Genomic DNA, 22,010 nt, shown 5'->3' with positions numbered 1-22,010 from the left:
GTGTGTTCCGAACCGGCGGGGAGCCGGTGCCCGGCTTCGTCCCTCCGGCTGTGGAACCGCCCGGTGTGCCGGCGCGGGCGCCGGCCGGAGCCGGACCGGCCTCGGCTCCCGCGCCTCCGGCTGTGGAGCCGGCCTGTGCGCGGCACGCCGGAGAGGTGTCGGTGCCCGTGTCCCGTACGGCCGTCGTGCCCACGTTCGCGATCGGGTTCGCGCCCGTGGCCGCGGGCCCGTCCGACGCGGTCCGGACCGGACGCGGGCCTTCGTTCGCCGTGCCGACCGTCGTCGGCCCGCGCTCCGCGCACGAGGCCGCCCGCGTCGCCAGCAGCGTGCTGGAGCGGCCGTCCAGGTAGGGGAGGAGGACGGCCTGGCCGCCCCAGGAGGCGAGTTGGGGGGCCTCCGGGAGTTGCTCGACGGCGTAGTCGCCGCCCTTGACCCAGATGTGCGGGCGGAGTCCGGAGAGGAGGGCCTCGGGGGTGTCCTCGTCGAAGACGGCCACCGCGTCCACGCACTGGAGGGCGCGGAGGACTCTGATGCGGTCGTGCAGGGGGTTGATCGGACGGCCGTCGCCCTTGCGGCGGCGGACGGAGGCGTCCGAGTTGAGGCAGACGATCAGGCAGTCGCCGATGCCGCGGGCCTGCTGGAGCAGGCTGACGTGGCCGGCGTGCAGCAGGTCGAAGCAGCCGCCCGCGGCCACGACCGTGCCGCCCGCCGCGCGGACCCGGCGGGCCAGGCGCAGCGCGTCGGTGTCCGTGCCGCCGGCGAACGGCGGGGCCGGGCTGGGGCCGCCGGACACCGCGCGCGGGCCGCCCTCCGCCACATAGCGGGTGGCCGCCGCCACGGCCTCCTGGACGGCCTCGGCGGGCAGGGCGCCGTCGCCGAGCAGGCCCGCGGCCGTCGCGGCGAAGCAGTCGCCGGCGCCGCACGCGTCACCGCTGTGCCGGGCGGCGGCCGGCACCAGCAGCGGGCTGTCGCCCTGCGAGAGCAGCGCGCCGCGCCCGCCGAGGGTGACCGCCACGCTCACCGCGTGCCAGCGGCGCACCAGTTCGGCCGCCGTGCGGGCGATCGCGCCCAGTGCGTCGCCGTCACCGTCGGCATCCGCGGCGTCCGTCGCGAAACGGCGCGCCTCCTCGCCGGTCGGCGTCACCAGCCGCGCGCCGCGCACCGGCGGCCGGCCGCGCGGGTGCGGGTCCCAGACCAGGGCGGTGTGCGGGGCCCGGGCGGCGAGCGCGTCCCGGAGGACGTCGGCCGTGCCCCGGGCGTAGTCGGCGACGAGGATGGCGCGGGCCTCCGCGACGGCCTCCAGGGCCCGCTCGGTGACGCCGTCCGCGCGGCCGGCGCCCCGGTCGAGCCGGACCACGGGCCGGCCGCTCGCCATCACCCGGGTCTTCTCCGGCAGCGGCCCGTCCGCCGGCAGCGGGACCAACCGGAGCCAGGGTTCGAGGAGTTCGCGCACCTGGCGGGCGGCCGGGTCCGTGCCCAGGGGGGTCACCAGCGTGACGGGCCGGCCCGCCCGCGCCGCCAGGTAGGCGGCCAGCGCGGCGCCGCCCGGCCGCAGCCGCTCCTCGCAGTCGTCCAGCACCGGGACGGGCGCGTCCGGCGCGAGCCGGTCCGCGGTGCCGGCCAGGTCGCGGTCGAGCAGCGCGTCGCCGACGACCAGCAGGGGGGTCCGGGGCGTCATGGGGGCTCCCAACTGTCGTTCCGTACGAGGGTCTACGGGCCCGCCGCGAGCGCCGCGTCGAAGGAGGCGCACAGCAGGTGCACCGCCACCAGGTGCAGTTCCTGGACGTTCGCCGTCGTCCCCGCCGCCACGCACAGCCGGTCGTGGCCCGCCTCCGCCAGCGGGTTGGGGGCCGGGCCGGTCAGCGACCACACCTCCATGGCGGAGGCGCGGCCCGCCGCCGCGGCGGCCAGCAGGTTGGTGCTGGCCCCGCTCGTCGACAGCAGGACCAGCACGTCGCCGGGGCGCGCGTGCGCCCGCACCTGGCGGGCGAACAGCTCGTCCGGACCGTAGTCGTTGACGATCGCCGTGCAACTGGACGTGTCGGCGTGCAGCGCGATGGCCGAGAACGGCGGCCGGTCCTCGCGGTAGCGGCCGACCAGCTCGGCCGTCAGGTGCTGCGCCTGGGCGGCGCTGCCGCCGTTGCCGGCGGCCAGCAGCCGGCCGCCTGCGGACAGCACCCCGGCCAGCCGCCGGCCCCAGCGCTCGGCGACGGCCGCCTGCTCCGCGCGGAACAGCTCCAGGGCCGACAGCAGCCGGCCGCAGTGGTCGCCGCCGGTGGTGTCCGGCGGCCGTACGGTACGGGTGACGGTCATCGCACACCTCCCGATCCCGAGGCGACGGGGGCCGGCTCCGCGACCCGCTCGTAGACCCGTTCGACGCCTTCCGCGACGGTCTCCCAGCCGTACCGGGCCACCGCCCGGGCCCGCCCCTCGCGGCCGTACGCCGCGATCCGCTCGGGATCGGCGAGCAACCCGGTCACGGCGTCGGCCAGTTCGACGTGCTTGCCGACCGGGACGAGCAGCCCGGTCTCGCCGTGCGCCACCGTGTCGCGGTGCCCGCCCACGTCCGTGGCCACCACCGGGACGCCGCAGGCCATCGCCTCCAGCGGCACGATGCCGAACGGCTCGTACACCGGGGTGCACAGCACCACGTCGGCGCTGCGGATCAGCGCGGGCATCTCCTCGTGCGGCACGCAGCCGAGCAGCACGAGCCGGTCGGCGACCCGCAGCCGGCGGGCCAGCCCCAGCAGCCGTACCGCCTCCGGATCCTTCAGCAGCCCGTCGACGGGCGGCCCGCCGGCTACCACCAACTCGGCGTCGGGTATGCGCTGGAGCGCCTTCAGGGCCAGGTCGACGCCCTTGCGGGGGACGAGCCGGCCGACCACCAGCAGCCGGTGCCGGGCCCGGCGGGCCGGGGACAGCGCGACCCGGCCGCGGGCCGAGAAGTGCTCGGTGTCCACGCCGCACGGCACCACCGAGCAGCGGTCCCGGGCGACGCCCATCAACGTCAGCTCGTCCACCTCGTCGGAACAGGTGGCCAGCACCCGCGCGCAGGACGCGCCGATGGTCCGCTCCACCTCCAGCCGCTCCGGCGGGCTGGTGTCCGCCTTCCCCTGGTGCCGCCGCTTCACCGTGCCCAGCGCGTGGTACGTCTGGACGACGGGAACCCCCAGCCCGTGCGTGCCCATCAGCGCCACCAGGCCGGACATCCAGAAGTGGGCGTGCACCACGTCCGGCCGGTCGTGCCGCCAGGCCCGGGCCAAGTGCCCGCCGAAGTGCGGCATATGGGCCAGCAGCCGGTCCTTGGGCACGTACCGGTCGGGGCCGGCGCGGACGTGCTCCACCACCGCACCGGACGGCAGCGGCACCCGGTCCGGTGATGTCGCGTCCTCCCGCCGCGTGTAGACGGTCACCTCGTGGCCGCGCTCGGCGAGCAGGTCCGCCAGCCGCGCCACGTAGACGTTCTGGCCCCCGGCGTCGGGGCCGCCGAGCACGGCGAGCGGGCTCGCGTGCTCGGACACCATGGCGATCCTCATCGCGTCACCTCCTTGATCAACCGGTCCCAGTCGTCCAGGAACCGGGGCAGTCCGTACCGGGCCAGGGCCGCCTTCCGGGCCGCGCGGCCCGTCTCGCGGGCCGACTCGGGTTCGGCGACGAAGCCGCGGACGGCGTCGTGCAGCACGTCCGGCCGGTTGGACAGCACCCCCGCGCCCGGCGGCACCGCCTCGCACGCCTCCGTGGTGGCCAGGGCCACCACCGGCATGCCGAGGTGCATCGCCTCCAGCAGCGACAGGCCCAGCGAGGTCCAGCGCACCGGGTGCAGGTACACCCGCCGCTCGGCCAGGGCGTGGTGCAGGGCGCTCTGGACGAGCTCCCGGCCCCGGCAGCGGTCCTCCGGGACGCCCAGCTCCGCGGCGATCCCCTCCGTGCCCATGCCGAACACGTCCAGCGGCGCGGCCTCCGAGAAGTACGGGAGCAGGTCCGTGCCGGTCGTCCGGCCGCGCCGCAGCGGCTCGTTGACGACCACGGCGGCCCGCTCCAGCCGGCCCGTCCACAGCGGGCCGGGGTCGACGATGCCGTGCTCGATCACGGCGGTGGGCGTCGTCCCGCAGTCCCACATCAGCCGGTTGAAGTGCGTGACGTGGACGACCGTCAGCTCCGGGCGGTCGGCGGCCGGGTGCCGGGTGTCCGGGACCGGGCCGCCCGGCGCGTTGTGCTCCAGGTAGACCGTGGGGACGTCGACGCCCGGGCGGCGGCCCAGCCACTCCCCGGCCAGCTCGATCTCGTGCGGGCGCTGGAGGACCAGCAGGTCCACGTCGGTGTCCCGGAGTTCCTCCGGAGGCACCTCGACGACCGACTCCGGCCAGTCGAAAGTGGCCGCCCGGCCCAGCCCGTCCGGGCCGCGGTCCGGCGTCACCGGCACCAGGTAGGTGTGCGGGCCCTGGACGAACGCCGTCGTCCACGAGCCGTGCACGTGCCACAGCAGGATCCTCATGGCGTGCGCTCCGTCCGTTCCGGCCGGCCCGTCGCGGCGGGTCCGGGCTCCAGGCCGGGCGTACGCCCGGTCAGCTTCTCCACGGCGGCCAGCACGTCCTCGGGGGACACCCCGTTCAGGCACGGGTGGCCGGGCACCGGGCAGTCCCGGGCCCTGCTGCCCGCGCAGGGCGCCCGCTCGTCCCCGAGCAGCACGTGCGGCACCCCGTACGGCGCCCAGCGCTCGGCCGGCACCACGGGGGCGAACAGGCAGACGACCGGCGTGCCCACGGCCGCCGCCAGGTGCGCCGGTCCGGTGTTGCCCACCACGACGGCGGCGGCCCGCGCCAGCACCCCGGCCAGCTCGGCCGGACCGGTCCGCCCGCCCAGGTCGAGCGCCACGCCGCCGGCGACGGCCGCGGTCAGCTCGCGCTCCCCGGCGCCGCCGGTGACCACCACCCGGTAGCCGGCCCGGGCCAGCGCCCGGACCGCCGCCGCGCACCGGTCGGCGCTCCAGCGGCGGGCGGGCACGGCGGCGCCGGGGTGCACGACGATGTAGCCGGGCTCGGGCACTTCCTTTGGCAGGGGCGGGGGTTCGCGGACGGCGAGCCGCCCGTCGTCACCCTCCGGCAGCCGGAAGCCGGCCGCCTCGGCGAGGTCCAGCGCGGCGGCCGCCTCGTGCCGGCGCGGGCCCCGCCGGTGGCGTACGTCCAGGAGCGCGCCCGCGTAGTCGACGGAGTCCGCCGCGAGGCGCCGCACCCCGGCGAGCCGCAGCAGCAGGGCCAGCGGCAGCGGGCTCTGGTGGAACGAGGTGAGGATCAGGCCGACGTCCGGCGGGTCCGCGGCGATCCGCCCGACGAACGCCTCGACGTCCGCCCGCTCCACCGCCGGCGGCTCGAACCCCACCCACGGCGCGTCCCACACCACCACCTCGTCCACGCCGGGCAGCATCCGCGCGGCGGGCGCGCCGCGCGGCCCGCACAGCAGCGTCGTCCGGCCGGCCCCCGCGGCCACGGCCCGCACGGCGGGACCGGCGAGCAGGACGTCCCCGAAGCTGTCGAGCCGGGCTACGAGCGCTTTCACGGCCGCCCCCCTTCCGCCGGGTCCGGAACGGGGGCGCCCGCGCCGGCGGGCCGTCCCGCTGTCCTGACCGGCGGCGCCGGCCGGGCGGGGCCGGCCATCCCGGTGTCAGGGGCGCCGGCCACGCCCGGCGTGGTCGGGTGAGCGGCCCGGCGGAGCGGGGCTCCGGACGGCTCACGGACGCTTGCGGCGCGGCGCCGTCCACGGCCCACCGTGGCCGGCAGCGCTCTGCGGACGGCCCGGACGCGGCCGGCCCCGCCCGCGCCGTCCGCACCGCCGCCCGCGGGCCGGGCCCCCGCCCCGGGCGGGATGCCGCTGCCGGACGCCGTGCGGGCGGGGCCCGGGGTGCCGGTGGTGGCGGGGGAGGCGGCCGGGACCTCGGCGGCGGTCGTGCCGCCGCCCGTGCGGCGGGCGAGCACGGCGCGGACCGCCGCCGGCAGGTCCGGCGCCCAGCACGCGGCGCGGGCCACCTCCTCCAGGCGCGTCGCCCGCGTCGGGACGAGCACACCGGAGGCGCCCGCCGCCACCGCGGCGTCCATGTCGCTGCCGATGTCGCCGATGACGACGCAGTCCTCGGGGTCGACACCCAGCGTGCGGGCGGCCGTCAGGACCAGGCCCGGGGCGGGCTTGCGGCAGGGGCAGCCGTCGTGGGGGCCGTGCGGGCAGACCGCCCAGACGTCGAACCGGCCGAGCAGCCGCTCCACGCGTGCGTTCACCCGGTCGACCTGGGCCGGCGTCAACAGTCCGCGCGCCACGCCCGACTGGTTGCTGATCACCCCGAGGGGCACGCCCAGCCGCCGCAGCAGGGACACGGCCTGCCGGGCGCCGGGGGCGGGGACCACCCGGGCCGGGTCGCCGTTGTAGGGCACGTCGCGGACCAGCGTGCCGTCCCGGTCGAACAGCACGGCGGCCGGGAGCCGGCGGGCGGTCATGGCCGCACCCCCTTGCGCGGGGCGGTCCGCAACGGCACCGGGACGACGAGCGGGCCGCCCGCCGCCGGCCGTACCGGCCGGACGCCGCGGTGCCGCCAGGTGCCGCGCAGCCGGTGACAGACCGCGAGCGGTGGGATGACCGCGCTGGTCGCGAGCATCGCCGCCACCTCGGGCGCGGTCCGCGGCCCCGGCGCGATCCGGGACCAGGCGAACTCGGCCGTGCCCAGCGCCCAGCCGACGGCCGCCGCCGCACCCGCGCCCGGGTGGCCGGAGACGGCCAGGGCCGCCGCCAGCGTGCCGGCCACGGTCACCATGGCGTGTCCGCGCAGCCGTCCGCGCGGCGCCCCGGCCCGCTCCCACCAGTCGGAGCCGTGCAGCCGCCGCATCAGCGCGTCGTCGGCGTTGCCGGCCTGCGTGCGCACCGACACCCAGGGGCCGGCCGGCCGTACCGGGTGCAGGGTCGTCCGGGTGCCGCGCTCCAGCCGCCGGCCGGCCGCCAGGACGCGCAGCGCCAGGTCGGCGTCCTCGCGGAACGCGCGCGGGAAGCGCTCGTCGAAGCCGCCCACCGCCTCCAGGGCGGAGGTGCGGTACGCCATGTCGGCCGTGGCCCACCGGGCGTCCGCGAGTCCGGCGGTGTTGCGCTCCCAGTCGGTGGGGCGCCGTCCGGACGGCAGCGGCACCTCGATGACGCCCTGGACGCCGGCCACGTCGGGGCCCGCCCGCAGCAGGTCGCCGGCCAGGTCGTCGCGCCACGCGGGCCCGACCCGGACGTCGTCGTCGAGGAAGACGACCCAGGGGCTGTCCACCGCGCGCCAGCCGGTGTTGCGGGCCGCGGCCGGCCCCCGGCCGCCGGCGCTGAGCACCGACGCGCGCGGCCGCAGCGTCCCCAGGGCCGCCAGCGGCAGCGGCGGCCGGGCGTGCCGGGGGCCCCGGCGGTCGTCGACGACGACCACCTCGCGGGGCTCGGGGCCCGCCGACGACGCCAGCGCGTCGAGGCAGTCGGCGAGGCAGGGCCGCCCGACGGTGGGGATCACCACCGCGTAGCCGAAGGAACTCACCGTTCCGGGAGAGGAGTTCATGACGACGCCCTCCCTCCGGCGTACGCCCCGCCGCGCCGGACCGCGTACGGGCCGATGGCCAGCAGGTCCACGGGCGCGGAGCCGAAGCACTCCAGCGCGTCGCGCGGGTCGTCGACCATCGGCCGGCCGGCCGTGTTGAGGCTGGTGTTGACGACGACGGGCAGTCCGGTGCGGTGTTCGAACTCGGCGAGCATCCGGGCCACCAGCGGCTCCCGCCGCGGCTCCACGGTCTGGATCCGGGCCGTGCCGTCCACGTGCACGACCGCCGGGATCCGGTCCCGCCACGGCCGGGCCACGCCGTGCACGAACAGCATGTACGGGCTGGGCAGCGGCCCTTCGAAGATCTCGGCCGCCCGGTCGGCGAGGACCATCGGCGCGACCGGCCGGAACTCCTCGCGCCCCTTGACGTGGTTGAGCCGTTCCAGGTTCTCCGCCCGGCCGGGGTGGGCCAGCAGCGACCGGTGGCCGAGCGCCCGGGGCCCGTACTCGCTCCGGCCCTGGAACCAGGCGACGATCCCGTCCGCGGCCAGCGTCTCGGCGACCGCCGTCGCGATGTCCGGCGGCCGCTCGTACGGCACCCGGGCCCGCTCCAGCCACCCGCGCAGCTCCTCGTCGGACCAGCCGCGGCCCAGGTCGGCGCCGTCCATCGGCGCGGTGGGGGCGCCGCCGTCCGCCGCGAGCTGAAGCGCCGCGCCCAGGGCCGTGCCCGCGTCGCCGGCGGCGGGCTGCACCCACACCCGGCGGAACGGACCCTCCACGGCGATACGGGAGTTGGCGACGCAGTTGAGGGCGACGCCGCCGGCCATGGCCAGCGACTCGGCGCCGGTCCGGGCGTGCAGCCAGCGCGCCAGGTCCAACAGGAGCTCCTCCAGGCACTGCTGGGTGCTGGCGGCGAGGTCGGCGTGGTCCTGTGTCCAGTCCTGGCCGGGCGCGCGCGGCTCGGTGAGCGCCGCCCAGGGCACCGCGCTCGCCCGGAACCCGCCGTCCTCCGTGGCGTGCAGGTATGTCCGCACCTCGGTCAGGAAGCGCGGCTTCCCGTACGCCGCGAGGGCCATCACCTTGTACTCGTCGCTGCTGCGCAGGAAGCCCAGGTGCGCGGTGAGTTCCTCGTAGACCAGGCCCAGGGACTGCGGCAGCCGCTGGGTGGCCAGTACCTCCAGGTCGCCGCCGGTGTAGCGGCCGGCCAGGTGCGAGGCGCACTCGCCGCGCCCGTCCAGGACGAGGACGGCACTGTCGGCGTGCGGGGCGGCGAGGCCGGCGGACGCGGCGTGCGCCACGTGGTGGGCGACGAACCGGACGCGCGTGGGGTCCAGGCCGGGCAGGGCGTCGGCGAGGAAGGCCGGCGCCTCGCGGGCGTAGGTCTGCCGCAGGTGGTCCCACGGGTCGTCGAGCCCCATCTCCGCGGCGGGCAGGGCGAGCGCCGGGTCGTAGGAGTAGGCGACGGCGTCCAGGTCGCCGGGGCTCAGCCCGGCGTGTTCCAGGCACCAGCGGGCGGAGAGCACCGGCAGCTCCCAGGCCGCGAACGGCACCGGCCGCTTGCCGTGCTTGCGCCGGGAGAACCGCTCCTCCTCGGCGGCGGCGACGATCCGCCCGTCGGCGACCAGCGCCGCGGCCGGGTCGTGGAAGAGGGCGTTGATACCGAGGATGCGCATGCCGTGCTCCGTCTCTGGTGGGGGTCGGACGCCGGGACGCCGCGGGGACCGGGGAGGGGGTTACGCCGCGGGGGCCGTCCGCGCGAACCACTCCACGGTCCGCTTGAGGCCCTCCGCGCAGTCCACGCGGGGCGACCAGCCGAGGAGGCGGCGGGCCAGCGTGGTGTCGGGACGGCGCTTGCCGGGGTCGTCGGCCGGCCGGTCCACGAACTCGATCACCGAGGCGGAGCCGGTCAGGTCCACGATGAACCGGGCCAGTTCGAGGACGGTGGTCTCGTCCGTCCCGCCGATGTTCACCGGGCCCGGGTGGCCGCGGGCGGCGAGCGCCAGGATGCCGTCCACCGTGTCGTCGATGTACGTCAGGGACCGCGTCTGGCCGCCGTCGCCGGCCACCGTCAGCGGCTCGCCGTCGAGCGCCTGCCGGATGAAGTTGGGCACCGCCCGCCCGTCGTCGGCCCGCATCCGGGGGCCGTAGGTGTTGAAGAGGCGGACGATGGCGGTGTCCGTGCCGTGGGTGCGCCGGTAGGCGGCGACCAGGGCCTCGGCGTAGCGCTTGGACTCGTCGTAGACGCTGCGCGGGCCGATCGGGTTGACGTTGCCCCAGTAGTCCTCGCGCTGAGGGTGTTCGAGCGGATCGCCGTACACCTCGGAGGTGGAGGTCAGCAGGAAGCGGGCGGCGTTCCGGCGGGCGAGCTCCAGGGCCGCCCGGGTGCCGTTGCTGCCCACCTCCATGGTCTGGATCGGCAGCCGCAGGTAGTCGGCGGGCGAGGCCGGGCAGGCGAGGTGCAGGACCAGGTCCACGGGGCCGGGGACGGCGGCCAGGGCGGCCGGGTCGGAGACGTCGGCACGGACGAAGGAGAACCGCGGATCCCCTTCCAGATGGGCGATGTTGTCGCGCGATCCCGTGGCGAGGTTGTCCACGCAGCACACCTCGGTGCCCTCGGCCAGCAGCCGTTCGCACAGGTGGGATCCGACGAAACCCGCTCCTCCGGTGATCACCGCACGGGTCCAGCGTCGTTCGTCCATGATCACACTCCTTCGCGTACGGGCACCGGTCCTTCGGTGCGGTACGGCCCGCCGGTGAGGGACCGGCTGTCGTCGTCCCGTCGGGAGGGCTGCCGCGGCGCCGGACCGTCCGGCGCGGGGCCCGGGGACGACGCGGAATGGAGTTCTGCTCTGCTCGCCGGCCTCCGAGGGCCCGGCGCGGGGGCGGTCGGCCGGCCCGGTTCACCCGGGGCTCGCGGTCGTGACCCGCCGTAGCGAATGCGGCTCGGCTAGAAGCGTCGCACAGCCCCGGCGGTTGGGCCACCTGGGGCAACCCGGGCCCGGCGGCACCGCCCGCCCCGCCCGTTTCGGCTTGCCCGCCCGGGGCAGGCGGGTGAGCCTGAGGAGGCGATCGGCGCCGTACGGACGCCGGCCCTCCGGGGCGGTCGCGCCGTCGCCGGGAACCGCGGCACGCGGGACGGCCCGGCCGGCGGCCGCCGCGACGAGGCATCGACCAGGAAGGACGTACGCGCGTGCCCGCTCACGAGTCAGGCCGGGGCATCGACCCGGCGGCGCAGGATGCCAAGGACCAGCAGCTGGAACGGTTCCGTGCCGCTCCCGCGCACGACGCGCTCACCACCGACCAGGGCGTGCGCGTCGACGACACCGACAACGCGCTGCGGGCCGGCCGGCGGGGGCCGACGCTGCTGGAGGACTTCCACAACCGGGAGAAGATCACCCACTTCGACCACGAGCGCATCCCGGAACGCGTGGTGCACGCCCGGGGCGCCGGCGCCTACGGCTACTTCGAGCCGTACCAGTCGCTGAGCGAGTACACCTGCGCCGACTTCCTCGCCGAGGCCGGCCGCCGGACGCCCGTCTTCGTCCGCTTCTCCACGGTCCAGGGGCCGCGCGGGTCCGCCGACACCGTGCGGGACGTTCGCGGGTTCGCCACCAAGTTCTACACCCGCGAGGGCAATTACGACCTGGTCGGCAACAACATGCCGGTCTTCTTCATCCAGGACGCCATCAAGTTCCCGGACTTCGTGCACGCGGTGAAGATGGAGCCGCACAACGAGATCCCCACCGGTGCCTCGGCCCACGACACGTTCTGGGACTTCTGCTCGCTCCAGCCCGAGTCCACCCACATGCTGATGTGGCTGATGTCGGACCGGGCCATCCCGCGCAGCTACCGGATGATGCAGGGCTTCGGCGTGCACACGTTCCGCTTCGTCACGGCGGACGGACGGGGCACGTTCGTGAAGTTCCACTGGAAGCCCAAGCTGGGCGTGCACTCCCTGGTGTGGGACGAGACGCAGATCATCGCGGGCCGTGACCCCGACTTCAACCGCCGGGACCTCTGGGAGTCCATCGAGGCCGGCGAGTACCCAGAGTGGGAGCTGGGCGTCCAGCTGGTGCCGGAGGAGAACGAGTTCGACTTCGACTTCGACCTCCTCGACGCCACGAAGATCATCCCCGAGGAGCAGGTGCCCGTCCGGCCGGTCGGCCGCCTGGTCCTGAACCGGAACCCGCAGAACTTCTTCGCCGAGACCGAGCAGGTCGCCTTCCACACGGCGAACGTCGTGCCCGGCATCGACTTCACCAACGACCCGCTGCTCCAGGGCCGGAACTTCTCCTACCTGGACACCCAGCTGATCCGGCTCGGCGGCCCCAACTTCAGCCAGCTGCCGGTCAACCGGCCGATCGCCGACGTCCACCACAACCACCGCGACGGCTTCGGCCAGCAGGTCATCCACCCCGGGACGAACTACTTCCCCAACTCCCTCGGCGGCGGCTGCCCGGCGCACGCGGGCGCGGGCGGCGGCGCGGGCGTCTTCCGGCACTACGCCGAACGGGTGGACGGCGAGAAGATCCGGGTGCGCAGCGAGAGCTTCCAGGACCACTACAGCCAGGCGTCGCTCTTCTGGAACAGCATGGCCGACTGGGAGAAGCGGCACATCGTCGAGGCGTTCCGCTTCGAGCTGGGCAAGGTCATGTCCGTCGAGGTGCGCGAGCGCATGGTGGGGAACCTGGCCCACGTCAACGGCGGACTGGCCGCCCTGGTCGCCGACGGCCTGGGCCTGCCCGCGCCGGCGCCCGACGCGAACGTCTCCACCGCCGCGTCCCCCGCCCTGAGCCAGGAGAACCTGATGGGCGAGGGCATCCGCACCCGCAAGGTCGCCGTGCTGGTGGCGGACGGGACGGACGCCGGGCAGGTGGCCGCCGCCCGCGGCCGGCTCGTGGCGCAGGGGGCGATCGTCGAGGTGCTGGCCGCCCGCGACGGCTCGGTGCAGGGCGCCGGGGGCGAAGTCCTCGACGTGGACCGGGCGATGCCCACCATGGCGTCCGTCCTCTACGACGCGGTCCTCGTGCCGGACGGCGCCCAGGCGGTGTCGGTGCTGGCCGCCGACCCCGCGGCCGTACGGTTCGTCGAGGAGGCGTACCGGCACGGCAAGCCGCTCGCGGTCTTCGGCGAGGGGACGCGCCTGCTGACGGCGGCCCGGCTGCCCGAGGAGGTCGTCCTCGGCGAATCGGCGCCCTCCTACGGCGTGTTCGCCGGCGACGGCACCGCCTCCGTCGAGGACGTCGCCGACGCCTTCGCCGCCGCGATCGCCCTGCACCGCTTCCCCCGTCGTCCGGGCCTGCTCAACTGACGGCGGGGGAAGGCACGGTGAACGCCGCCGACGACCGGCGCACGGTACGGGCGCTGCTGGACGCGCACGGCCGCACCTACGCCGAGGAGGCGGGCATCCGGCTGCGGGACGCCCCGCAGCCGCTGTACCGCCTCCTCGTCCTGGCCTGCCTGCTCAGCGCCCGCATCCGGGCGTCGGTCGCCGTGGCCACCGCCCGCAGCCTGGCCGACGCCGGGCTGAAGGACCCGCGCCGGATGGCCGGCGCCACCTGGCAGCGGCGCGTCGACGCGCTCGGCGCGGGCGGCTACCGCCGCTACGACGAGCGCACCGCGACCCAGCTCGGCGACGGCGCCGGGCTGCTGCTCGACCGGTACGGCGGCGACGTCCGCCGGATGCGCGCCGCCGCCGACGGCGACCCCGGCCGCCTCCCGGAGATCCTTCAGGAGATCCCCGGCCTGGGCCCCGCCGGGGCGGGCATCTTCCTCCGCGAGGTCCAGGGCGTCTGGCCGGAACTCCTGCCGTACCTCGACGACAAGGCCCTCCAGGGCGCCGCCCGCCTCGGCCTCCCGGACCGGCCCGGACCCCTGGCCCGCCTGGTCGACCCGGAGCGCACCCCGGCGCTGGCCGCCGCCCTCGTCCGCGCCGCCCTGGACCGGGACGTGGTGGAGGACGTGCGGCGGCGGACGGGGGAGTGAGAGCCGTCGTACGGCGGCCCTCAGCGGGCCCCGGGGACGGGCGCGGGCCGGGAGAACCGCTCCCGGGCCCGGTCGAACACCTCCCGGAAAAGGGGGTCCTGCACCGAGCCGCGGTCGTAACGGACGCCGAACCTGCTCTCGTATTCGGAGAACCATCGCGCGTCGGTATTCAGGAATACGATGTCGTGCAAGGCCATGTGGCGGAGGGCGAGCATCGGCACCGGTGCGCGGAGGGCTTTGAATTCGGGATTCCGGGCGGCGGACTCGTCGCAGAGCGGGTGGAACTGGCTGATCATCAGCCCCTTTTCCACGATGCCCGGTTTCGCGCGGGCCTGCGCCGCGTCCAGCGCGGCCAGGCTCCCGGCGTCGCCCGGAAGGCCGTCGAGGACCACCAGAAGGGCGTGCAGCGTGCGGTTGCGGTGCGCCCACCGGGTGGTGTCGAACACCTCCAGCATGCGGGCGATCAGCGCGTCGAGACCCGTCGGGGAGGCCGTCACCGGCCAGACCTCGAAGCGCAGGGTGCCGGCCTCCAGCGAGGGCGGGACGAACGGGCAGACCGCCCCCTCCCGGGCGAGCCGCGCGTCCGGCCGGCACACGTAGTCGTGCAGCCAGTGCCGCGCCGCCGCCGCGCGTCCCGGTATCGGACCGCCGGACTCATCAGCCAATTCGGACAATGTTCCAAACCTCTCCGGGAAAAGGACCCAGGGGTGATCACCACAGGGTGAAACGCCATGGCGTCCCCCTCGTCGGACGGCACCGACCGTACACAGCGGGTCCGGCCATCGGAAGGTAAAAAAGTGAAATCTGGACGACGGCCCCTCCGAAACGGGCCCGAATGGCCATGAACAGGGGAGAGGGGAACAGGGGATTCCCGAATTCCGGAGGCGTCGGCCCGTCAGAGCCCCGCGGCGCCGTCCCGCCGCCCCGGGCCCGCTCCGGCGCCGGCCGGGCCGGCCGCCCCCGCCGGCTCCCCCTCGCCGGCCGGCGGACGCCGCAGCGACGACCGGCCCGCGCGCCACGCCTCCAGCACCCGGCGCTCGAACCGCCCCTCCACCCACTGGGTGGCGGTGACACCGAACTCCACGTCCGCCGCCAGCGCGGGCTCCTCCCGCAGCAGCCCGCCCACCACGTCGCGCCGTACCAGCTGCTCGTGCACCGCGTCGGCCGCCACGTGCTCGGCGTAGAAACGGATGGCGGCGGGGCCGGCCCCCAGCCGCTCCATGGCCCGGACCAACCGCCGCGAGCCGGGCGGCGAGGTGCACTCCAGCGTCGCGAAGTGGCCCACCAGGCAGCCGCGCAGCGCCCGGTGCAGGCCGAAGAGCGACATCAGGTTGCCGGTCGCCAGGGTGGCCGCGGGCACGGCGTCGACGTAGCGGCCGTAGGTGTCGTCCAGGCCCAGGTCCCGCATCAGGTCCGCGTACAGCTTCGCGTGCACCCGGTCCGCCCGGCCCGCGCCGAACTCGTCGTACTCCACCGCCACCAGGCCGGCCTTGGCCGTGCCCGTGAGCCGGGGGATGGCCCAGGCGTGCGGGTCGGCCTCCTTGAGCTGGTAGACCGAGCGGTGCACCGCGTACTCGCGCAGCTGCTCCAGCGTGCCGTGGTCGCGCAGGAAGGACGAGGCGCCGTCCGCCTCGCCGTCCGGCGGCTCCGTGACCAGCTCCTCCAGCACGGCGTCCACGCCCTCCCCGATCGGCGCGTCGGCCCGCAGCGCGGCCAGGAAGGCGCTCTCCAGCACGGCCCGCAGCCGCAGCGCGCGCGGGTCCCACTCCCAGGCGTCGGACACCCCCGGCAGGCCGCGGTAGTGCAGCTCGTAGCAGAGGTGGAGGGCCAGTTGGACGTCCTCCCCGTAGGGGTCGGCCGCCGCCACGGCGGGCGCGCCGGGCAGCGGGTCCCGGCCGTCGCCGGGGTCGCCGCGGAACAATTCCAGGAGCGCGCCGGACAGTTCGCCGCGCGCGGCCGGACAGTGCATCGTAAGCCTCCGAGGTCCGCGGGATTCGCGGGAGGAACGGTTACCCGGCGCCGGGCCCGTCACGCCGGGGGCCTGCGACGGCGGCGGTGGCTGGTGTCGCACCACGGGAACTCCGCGCTGCGCCGGCAGGCGCAGAGGGCCACCACCGGACGGTCCGAGCGCACGATCGAACCGTCCTCCATGACCACTTCCACCGGCCCCTCGACGAGGAACGGGCCGTTCGGCTCGCGGGAGACGCGGCGGGCGGGCTTCGGCGCCGGGCCGTCGGTTCCGGGCCGCTCCCGCACCTCCTCCGCCGGTCGCCGCGGCGCGTCAGGGTAGGTACCGGCCACGGATCACCACCAGTTCCTCCTTGTCCTGCCCGGCCGCCAGCAGCCCGCGCTCCCGCAGCCAGCCGGCGCGGGCGCGCAGCACCGGCCCGAACGGCACGGCCCTGCGGTCCGCCACCTCGGCCTCCATCCCGGCCCGCCGCAGCAGCTCCAGCGTCCGGTCCTCGCCGCTCAGCGCCGACTGCACCAGCAGCAGCACCCCGGCCGGCCGCAGCAACGGCGGTGCCTCCGCGCACAGCTGGTCGAGCACCGCCCGTCCGTCGTCCCCCGCCTCCCAGGCGCGCGCCGGGCCCCGCCCGGGGAACGTGCCGTCGGGGGAAGGGACATACGGGGGGTTGGCGAGGACGAGGTCGAAGCGCCGGTCCGCGACCGGGGCGAGCAGGTCGCCCCGCCGCACCTCGACGCGGCACCCGGCGAGCAGGGCGTTCACCCGGGCCGTGAGCACCGCCCGGAGCGAGGCGTCGACGGCCGTCACCCGGACACCGCGCCCCCGGCGGGCCGCGGCGATGGCCAGGGCGCCGGTGCCGGTCCCGACGTCGAGCACCCGCGCACCGGCGGGCAGCGGCTCCCGTTCGAGCGCCTCGGCCAGCAGGAACGAGTCGTCCTGCGGCGCGTACACCCCGGGCGGCCGGACCAGCCGCCGTATCCGGCGGGTCCGTGCCGTTCCGACGGCGGGCTTCACGGTGCCGTGCACGACGGACGTGCCCTCCGGGGCCGTCACAGTTCCCGCAGCGCGGGCAGCAGTTCGCCGGCCGACCACTTCAGGAACGGCTCCTGGTGGCCGCCGCCGATCTGGACCAGCGCGATCTCCTCGAACCCGGCCTCCGCGTACGGCCGGACCGCCTCGACGAAGTCCTCCACCTTCGACCCGCAGGCGATGCTCTCCGCGATGTCGTCCTTGGTCACGAACTGGGTGGCGGCGGTGAACCCGCGGTCGTCCCGCAGCTCGGAGTTGACCTTCCAGCCCAGGCCGAACCAGCGGAACTGGTCGTGGGCCCGTTCGATGGCCGCGTCACGGTCCGTGTCGTAGCAGACGGGCAGCTGCCCCACACGGGGTTTCCCGAAGCCGCCGTGCCGGTCGAAGGCGTCCAGCAGCTCCTTCTTCGGCTCGGTGGCGATGACCAGGTCGGCCAGGTGCCCGGCCAGCCGGCACGAGCGCTCGCCGGACACCGCGATGCCGATCGGCGGGGCGGTCTCCGGCAGATCCCACAGCTTGGCGTGCTCGACGTCGTAGTGCGGGCCGTGGTGGGTCAGGGTGCGGCCCTCGAAGAGGGCCCGGATGATCTCGGTGGCCTCCTCCAGCATCTCCAGCCGGACGTCCGCCGACGGCCAACCGCCGCCCACCACATGCTCGTTGAGGTTCTCTCCCGACCCCAGCCCCAGCCGGAACCGGCCCTCGGACAGCAGCTGCACCGTCGCCGCCTGCTGGGCCACGACGACCGGGTGGTAGCGCGTCGTCGGACACGTCACGTACGTCATCAGCGGAATCCGCGAGGTCGCCTGGGCCGCGGCGCCCAGAACGGCCCAGGCGTTCGGGGCGTGGCCCTGGGAGGCGAGCCAGGGGAAGAAGTGGTCGGAGGTGACGGAGAAGTCGAAGCCCGCCTTCTCGGCGCCCACCACGTGCTCGACCAGCTCCCGTGGCCCGGCCTGCTCGGTCATCATTGTGTAGCCGATGTGCACCATGCACCCCCGAGTGCCCTGAGCGGCCCGGGGGAAACCCGGGGTGCCGGCCCTGATCCGTTCGGCCGTACGGGACGTGCGCGGGGTGGAACGGCGCGCGACACTCGGCGGTGAGGGGGGCGTCACGGTTCTGAAAGGAAGGCGCGCGATGAGCGCCAAGCACAAGGCCAAAGCCAAGGCCGAGCAGGTCAAGGGCCGGGTGAAGGAGGCCGCCGGACGCGCGGCCGGCGACCGGCGGACGCAGGCCGAGGGCCGCACCGAGAAGGCCAAGGGAGACATTCGCGAGACGGCGGAGGACGTACGGCGCACCCTGAAGAAGTGATCAAGGGGCGGGCGGCGGACCGCCGCCCGCCCCGCGGCGAGAATCGTCACCGAGGTCCCGGACGCCCGTCGTCCGGGACCTTCGCGCGCGGCGGGCCGGCCCGGGGCCGGGGCCGGGGCCGGTCAGGAACCGTCCGTCTCCCGCGCCACCCGGACCGTCCGCAGCTCGGGGTCGGCCGCGTCCGGCAGGTTCATCCCCGCCTCGATCCCGGTGCGCAGGTACTCCAGCACGGGCCCGGTGAGGCGTTCGCCGGGCAGGGCCGCGGGGATGCCCGGCGGGTACGGGGTCAGCATCTCGGCGGCGATCCGCCCCTCGGCCCGGTCGTGGGGGACGTCCTCGACGGGCCCGAAGTAGGCGTCGCGGGGCGGCAGGACCTGTTCCATGCGCAGCTCGCGCGGCGACGGTACGGCGACGGCGGGCGCGGGACGCAGCCCGGACGCCTGCTCGGACAGGTCGCGCAGCGCGTCGAGCAGGGCCCGTACGGTCTCGTCGTCGTCGGCGTGGGTGAGCTGGGCGCTGATCCGCCGGTGGTCGACGAGGTGCAGGTCGATGCGGTGCCTGTCGCGCAGCCAGTCCGCCGCCCGGTAGCCGGTGGTGCCGAGCTCCGCCATGTCGATGATCACGGGCAGCGGGTCCAGGTCCGCCGCCAGTCCGGTCCCGGTGAAGTCGGCGCGGTCGTTCACGTGCAGCCCGTCGATCCGCTCGATCCCCTTGCGCACCGACGCCGCCCGTTCCAGCGTCTGGTCCAGCAGTTCGCGGCCGTGCAGCATCATCTGCCGCCGCCAGCCGTCGATCCCGGCCAGGATGAGGACGGACGGGCTGGTGGTGCCCAGCAGGTCGGCGCGGGACTTCAGCGCGGCGGGGTCGATGAGGTCGCCCTGGAGGTGGAACACCGAGCCCTGCTCCAGGCCGCTGCCCATCTTGTGGATGCTGGTCACGCACACGTCCGCGCCGGCGTCCATGGCCCACGCCGGCAGGTCGGGGTGGAAGGGGAGGTGGGCGCCCCACGCCTCGTCCACGATGAGCGGGCGCCCCCGCCGGTGGCAGACCTCGGCGATGCCCTCCAGGTCCGCGCAGGACCCGTACGGGGTCGGGCTGGTGACCAGCGCGCCGCGCGCGTCCGGATGCGCCGCGAAGGCCTGTTCGAACGCCTCGGCGGACGGCGGATGGGCGAGGTGCCGCTCCGCGTCCCACTGCGGGTCCACCCACACCGGGCGGATGCCGGCCAGGATCAGCCCGGCGACCACCGACTTGTGCGCGTCCCGGCCGATCAGCAGTTCCTCGTGCGGACTGGCCACGGCCAGCATCGCCGCCTTGACCGACAGCGAGCTGCCGCAGGTGGTGAAGAACGTGTGCTCGGCGTGGACGGCGTCGGCCATCAGGGCCTCCGCCCGCTCCAGGACCCGCCCGCTGGTCCGCCGGTCGTCCAGGCCGCCGGTGGCCAGGACGTCCGCGCGGAACACGGCGTCGCCCAGCTCCCGGCGGGCGGCCGGGTCGGCGCCCCTGGCCTGTTTGTGGCCGGGCGGGGTGAACGGCAGCCGGCCGACCTCGTGATAGGCGGCGAGTGCTTCCAGGACGGGGGCCTGTGCGTGGTCCATCGGTTCCCTCCGGACGGCCGGTGACGTTCGCCAGGCGTGTGACCCGATGCCCGCGCGGGAAACCCGGCCCGGCCGGACGACCGGGCCCGCCGGCCGCCGGGGTCACCCGGACGGGGGCGTCCAGTCGGCCACCAGTGCGAGCAGCCCGGGGAACCGGGCCTCCAGGTCCGCCACCCGCACCTGGCTGCGCCGCTCCAGCCCGTACTGGCGCTGCCGGGTCACGCCGGCCTCGCGCAGCGCCTTGAAGTGGTGGGTCAGCGAGGACTTGGGCCGGTCGAGGCCGAACCAGCCGCACGGGTGGTCGAACGCCTCGGACTCCAGCAGCAGTTTGCGGACGACGCGCAGCCGCAGCGGATCGCTCAGCGCGCCGAGGACGGTCTCCAGCCGCAGGTCCGCCACGTCGGGCTCGGGCAGCGGGTCCGGCACGCCGGCCGGCTCCGGGGGGACGGTGAAGGCGGGGGCGGGTCGGGAGGTGGCCATCTGCTTCCTCGTTTCCACTGCTTCTCGTTTCCGCGGGCTCGAACAGCCGGACGTCCGGACAGCCGGACGCTCGCTGTACGAGTTTGATCGTACTACGTGCTAAGTTCGAAATAACTCGTACAGCGGCGCCCCCGGGTGCCGCCGACGGCGCGTCGCCCTGCCCCGACGCGCCCCCAGACTTCCGAAAAGGAGCTCCGGTGACGGACATCCGGCTCGCCCCCGTGGACGCCCGCCCCGCCCGCCGAACGGCCGCCACTCCCGGGACCGCCCCCGGCCGGTGGCTGTGGGCGGCCGCCTGGCCCGTGACGGCCGTGTTCGTCCTGTCCAACGCCGCCACGCCGCTCTACGCGCTGTGGCAGCGGGACATCGGCTTCTCCCGCGGCACCCTGACCCTCGTCTTCGCCTGCTACATCGCCGGCCTGATCGGCTCGCTCCTCGTCTCGGGCGTCCTCTCCGACCGGATCGGCCGGCGGCCCGTCCTCGTCCCGGCGGTGCTCCTCGCCCTCGTCGCCTGCGGGATCTTCGCCACCGCCTCCTCCGTCGTGGCCCTGATGGCCGCCCGGCTGCTCACCGGGATCGCCGTCGGCGCCGTCGTCTCCGCCGGCATGGCGGCCGTCTCCGACGTCGCCGGACCCGCGCGCAAACGGCAGGCGGCGCTGCTCGCCTCCACCGCCATGGTGCTCGGCGCGGGCCTCGGCCCACTGCTGGCCGGCGTCCTCTCCGAGACCCTCCCCGCCCCCACCGCCACCGTCTTCGGCGTCGAGGCCGTCCTCCTCGTCGTCGCCCTGGCCGTCGTCCTGCGGATGCCCCTCCCGCGCCCGGCCGGCGGCAGCGGCGGCTCCTGGATCCGGGTGCCGGGCGTGCCGCGCGGCCGGGGCGGCGACCTGCTGCGAGGGGTCGCCGTCTTCGCCCCCGGCATCACCGCCACCTCGTTCGTCCTCTCCCTCGGCCCGTCCCTGCTCTCCGGCCTCCTCGGCACCACCAACCGGGTGGTCGCCGGCGCCATGGCCTTCGTGATGTTCCTCGCCGCCACCGGCGTCCAGTTCGCCGTCCGCCGGCTGCGCCCCGAAACCGTCCTGCTCGCCGGCGCCGTGAGCACCGTTCTCGCCATGGCGGCCCTCGTCGGCGCGGTGCGCCTCTCCTCGGCCGTCCTCCTGGCCGCCGCCGCGCTGCTCGCCGGCGCCGGCCAGGGCCTGGGACAGCTCGGCGGGCTCTCCCTGCTCAACGCCGGCGTTCCGGCCGGGCGGCTCGCCGAGGCGAACGCCGCGATGAACGTGGGTGGTTACGTGCCGGCGGGCACCCTGCCGGTCGCCGCCGGCTTCCTCAGCGACGCGGCCGGGCTGCCGACCGGGGCGACGGTCTTCGCGACGGTCCTCGCGGTGGCGGCCGCGGCCGGAGGACTGACCGTCCTCGCCCGCCGGAGCCGCGCCGCCATGGCCGCCTGACGCCGCGGAAGGCAGGGCGGGCGTGGGGCCGGGAACGCGTCCCGGCCCCACGCGCTCGTTCCGAGGCGGAGGTGAGCGGCGTGAACTCCCGTGCGCCACGGGTATGCCTGAGCCCGTGCGGGCCGGAGGGCGTCCACCGGACGGCCCGCCGGGCACGGACCGAGACGTAAGCACCGGAAGAACCGAGAGAAAGGCAGCGGACATGCCGCTGGAAGGCGAGTACGAACCGAGCCCCGAGCAGTGGGTCAGGGACCAGGTGGAGCTGTACGAGAGCTCCGGCGGGACCGAGGGGACGACGCTGCGCGGCATGCCCGTCGTCGTCCTCACCACGCGCGGGGCGAAGAGCGGGAAGCTCCGCAAGACGCCCGTGATGCGGGTCGAGCACGAGGGCCGGTACGCCGTCGTCGCCTCGCTGGGCGGCGCCCCCAAGCACCCGGTCTGGTACCACAACCTCAAGGCCGACCCCCGGGCCGAGCTCCAGGACGGCCCGCTGCGGCAGGACATGACGGCCCGTGAGGTCGACGGAGAGGAGAAGGCCCGCTGGTGGGAGCGCGCGGTGGCGGCGTACCCCGACTACGCGGACTACCAGAAGAAGACCGACCGGGAGATCCCGGTCTTCGTCCTGGAGCGGGCGCCCGAGGGGCACTGAGCCGGCGCGG

Annotated in this window: 20 protein-coding genes and 1 pseudogene; 5 read left to right on the top strand and 16 right to left on the bottom strand. The window is 76.0% G+C overall.

Annotated features, from left to right (window positions below):
• Positions 1 to 295: 295 nt before the first annotated feature.
• The 9 genes and pseudogenes from rfaE2 to ACH4PU_RS04545 form a co-directional block, all read right to left on the bottom strand.
• Positions 296 to 1,678, bottom strand: a pseudogene (rfaE2, locus tag ACH4PU_RS04585) (D-glycero-beta-D-manno-heptose 1-phosphate adenylyltransferase); the annotation flags it as partial.
• Positions 1,679 to 1,710: 32 nt separating this feature from the next.
• A complete protein-coding gene (locus ACH4PU_RS04580) occupies positions 1,711 to 2,313 on the bottom strand; it encodes an SIS domain-containing protein (protein WP_398265877.1) in 603 nt (200 codons plus the stop codon).
• The gene (locus ACH4PU_RS04575; RefSeq protein ID WP_398265874.1) at positions 2,310 to 3,536 is read right to left on the bottom strand and encodes a glycosyltransferase; all 1,227 of its coding nucleotides are present in this window, start codon (positions 3,534 to 3,536) and stop codon (positions 2,310 to 2,312) included. The genes ACH4PU_RS04580 and ACH4PU_RS04575 overlap by 4 nt, the downstream gene beginning before the upstream one ends.
• Entirely contained in the window at positions 3,533 to 4,495 is a 963-nt protein-coding gene (locus ACH4PU_RS04570) for a glycosyltransferase (RefSeq protein WP_398265871.1), read from the bottom strand. The genes ACH4PU_RS04575 and ACH4PU_RS04570 overlap by 4 nt, the downstream gene beginning before the upstream one ends.
• The gene (locus tag ACH4PU_RS04565) at positions 4,492 to 5,556 is read right to left on the bottom strand and encodes a glycosyltransferase family 9 protein (RefSeq protein ID WP_398265868.1); all 1,065 of its coding nucleotides are present in this window, start codon (positions 5,554 to 5,556) and stop codon (positions 4,492 to 4,494) included. Before ACH4PU_RS04565 ends, ACH4PU_RS04570 begins: the two co-directional genes overlap by 4 nt.
• Entirely contained in the window at positions 5,553 to 6,485 is a 933-nt protein-coding gene (locus ACH4PU_RS04560) for an HAD-IIIA family hydrolase (RefSeq protein WP_398265865.1), read from the bottom strand. Before ACH4PU_RS04560 ends, ACH4PU_RS04565 begins: the two co-directional genes overlap by 4 nt.
• Entirely contained in the window at positions 6,482 to 7,564 is a 1,083-nt protein-coding gene (locus ACH4PU_RS04555; protein ID WP_398265862.1) for a glycosyltransferase family 2 protein, read from the bottom strand. Before ACH4PU_RS04555 ends, ACH4PU_RS04560 begins: the two co-directional genes overlap by 4 nt.
• Positions 7,561 to 9,216, bottom strand: coding sequence for a carbamoyltransferase (locus ACH4PU_RS04550; RefSeq protein WP_398265860.1), 1,656 nt, complete (start codon positions 9,214 to 9,216; stop codon positions 7,561 to 7,563). Before ACH4PU_RS04550 ends, ACH4PU_RS04555 begins: the two co-directional genes overlap by 4 nt.
• Positions 9,217 to 9,276: 60 nt before the next feature.
• Positions 9,277 to 10,242 (bottom strand): UDP-glucuronic acid decarboxylase family protein, encoded by a 966-nt coding sequence (locus tag ACH4PU_RS04545; protein ID WP_398265857.1) that lies wholly within the window; start codon positions 10,240 to 10,242, stop codon positions 9,277 to 9,279.
• Between the two features lie 491 nt (positions 10,243 to 10,733).
• Between ACH4PU_RS04545 and ACH4PU_RS04540 the strand changes: the two genes are divergently transcribed.
• Together ACH4PU_RS04540 and ACH4PU_RS04535 are read left to right on the top strand one after the other, a co-directional pair.
• Positions 10,734 to 12,854, top strand: coding sequence for a catalase (locus ACH4PU_RS04540; protein WP_398265854.1), 2,121 nt, complete (start codon positions 10,734 to 10,736; stop codon positions 12,852 to 12,854).
• A gap of 17 nt (positions 12,855 to 12,871) precedes the next feature.
• Positions 12,872 to 13,528 (top strand): endonuclease, encoded by a 657-nt coding sequence (locus ACH4PU_RS04535; RefSeq protein WP_398265850.1) that lies wholly within the window; start codon positions 12,872 to 12,874, stop codon positions 13,526 to 13,528.
• A 20-nt stretch (positions 13,529 to 13,548) separates the two neighbouring features.
• Here ACH4PU_RS04535 and ACH4PU_RS04530 read toward each other — a convergent pair whose 3' ends face one another.
• The 5 genes from ACH4PU_RS04530 to ACH4PU_RS04510 all read right to left on the bottom strand — a co-directional run bounded on the left by ACH4PU_RS04530 (position 13,549) and on the right by ACH4PU_RS04510 (position 17,509).
• A complete protein-coding gene (locus tag ACH4PU_RS04530; RefSeq protein ID WP_398265847.1) occupies positions 13,549 to 14,193 on the bottom strand; it encodes a DUF6875 domain-containing protein in 645 nt (214 codons plus the stop codon).
• 230 nt (positions 14,194 to 14,423) lie between these two features.
• Entirely contained in the window at positions 14,424 to 15,497 is a 1,074-nt protein-coding gene (locus ACH4PU_RS04525; RefSeq protein ID WP_398265844.1) for an iron-containing redox enzyme family protein, read from the bottom strand.
• Positions 15,498 to 15,556: 59 nt separating this feature from the next.
• The gene (locus ACH4PU_RS04520) at positions 15,557 to 15,829 is read right to left on the bottom strand and encodes a CDGSH iron-sulfur domain-containing protein (protein ID WP_398265842.1); all 273 of its coding nucleotides are present in this window, start codon (positions 15,827 to 15,829) and stop codon (positions 15,557 to 15,559) included.
• Positions 15,810 to 16,445, bottom strand: coding sequence for a HemK2/MTQ2 family protein methyltransferase (locus ACH4PU_RS04515; protein WP_398266947.1), 636 nt, complete (start codon positions 16,443 to 16,445; stop codon positions 15,810 to 15,812). Before ACH4PU_RS04515 ends, ACH4PU_RS04520 begins: the two co-directional genes overlap by 20 nt.
• Before the next feature lie 98 nt (positions 16,446 to 16,543).
• Positions 16,544 to 17,509, bottom strand: a complete 966-nt coding sequence (locus ACH4PU_RS04510; protein WP_398265839.1) for an LLM class F420-dependent oxidoreductase — start codon at positions 17,507 to 17,509, stop codon at positions 16,544 to 16,546.
• Between the two features lie 145 nt (positions 17,510 to 17,654).
• Between ACH4PU_RS04510 and ACH4PU_RS04505 the strand changes: the two genes are divergently transcribed.
• A complete protein-coding gene (locus ACH4PU_RS04505) occupies positions 17,655 to 17,828 on the top strand; it encodes a CsbD family protein (protein WP_398265836.1) in 174 nt (57 codons plus the stop codon).
• A 122-nt stretch (positions 17,829 to 17,950) separates the two neighbouring features.
• Here ACH4PU_RS04505 and ACH4PU_RS04500 read toward each other — a convergent pair whose 3' ends face one another.
• Both ACH4PU_RS04500 and ACH4PU_RS04495 read right to left on the bottom strand, forming a co-directional pair.
• Positions 17,951 to 19,426, bottom strand: a complete 1,476-nt coding sequence (locus tag ACH4PU_RS04500; RefSeq protein WP_398265833.1) for an aminotransferase class I/II-fold pyridoxal phosphate-dependent enzyme — start codon at positions 19,424 to 19,426, stop codon at positions 17,951 to 17,953.
• A 102-nt stretch (positions 19,427 to 19,528) separates the two neighbouring features.
• The gene (locus ACH4PU_RS04495; RefSeq protein ID WP_398265830.1) at positions 19,529 to 19,906 is read right to left on the bottom strand and encodes an ArsR/SmtB family transcription factor; all 378 of its coding nucleotides are present in this window, start codon (positions 19,904 to 19,906) and stop codon (positions 19,529 to 19,531) included.
• Positions 19,907 to 20,103: 197 nt separating this feature from the next.
• Between ACH4PU_RS04495 and ACH4PU_RS04490 the strand changes: the two genes are divergently transcribed.
• Both ACH4PU_RS04490 and ACH4PU_RS04485 read left to right on the top strand, forming a co-directional pair.
• Complete coding sequence (locus tag ACH4PU_RS04490; RefSeq protein ID WP_398265827.1) at positions 20,104 to 21,351, top strand: MFS transporter; 1,248 nt, start codon at positions 20,104 to 20,106, stop codon at positions 21,349 to 21,351.
• Between the two features lie 202 nt (positions 21,352 to 21,553).
• Entirely contained in the window at positions 21,554 to 22,000 is a 447-nt protein-coding gene (locus ACH4PU_RS04485; protein WP_398265824.1) for a nitroreductase family deazaflavin-dependent oxidoreductase, read from the top strand.
• The last annotated feature ends 10 nt before the right edge of the window (positions 22,001 to 22,010 follow it).

The sequence above is a fragment of the Streptomyces sp. NPDC021100 genome (genome assembly GCF_044333095.1).
Lineage (GTDB): Bacteria > Actinomycetota > Actinomycetes > Streptomycetales > Streptomycetaceae > Streptomyces.
The sequence above is the reverse complement of the archived record's forward strand: the minus strand, read 5'-3'. Positions and strand labels throughout refer to the sequence as shown.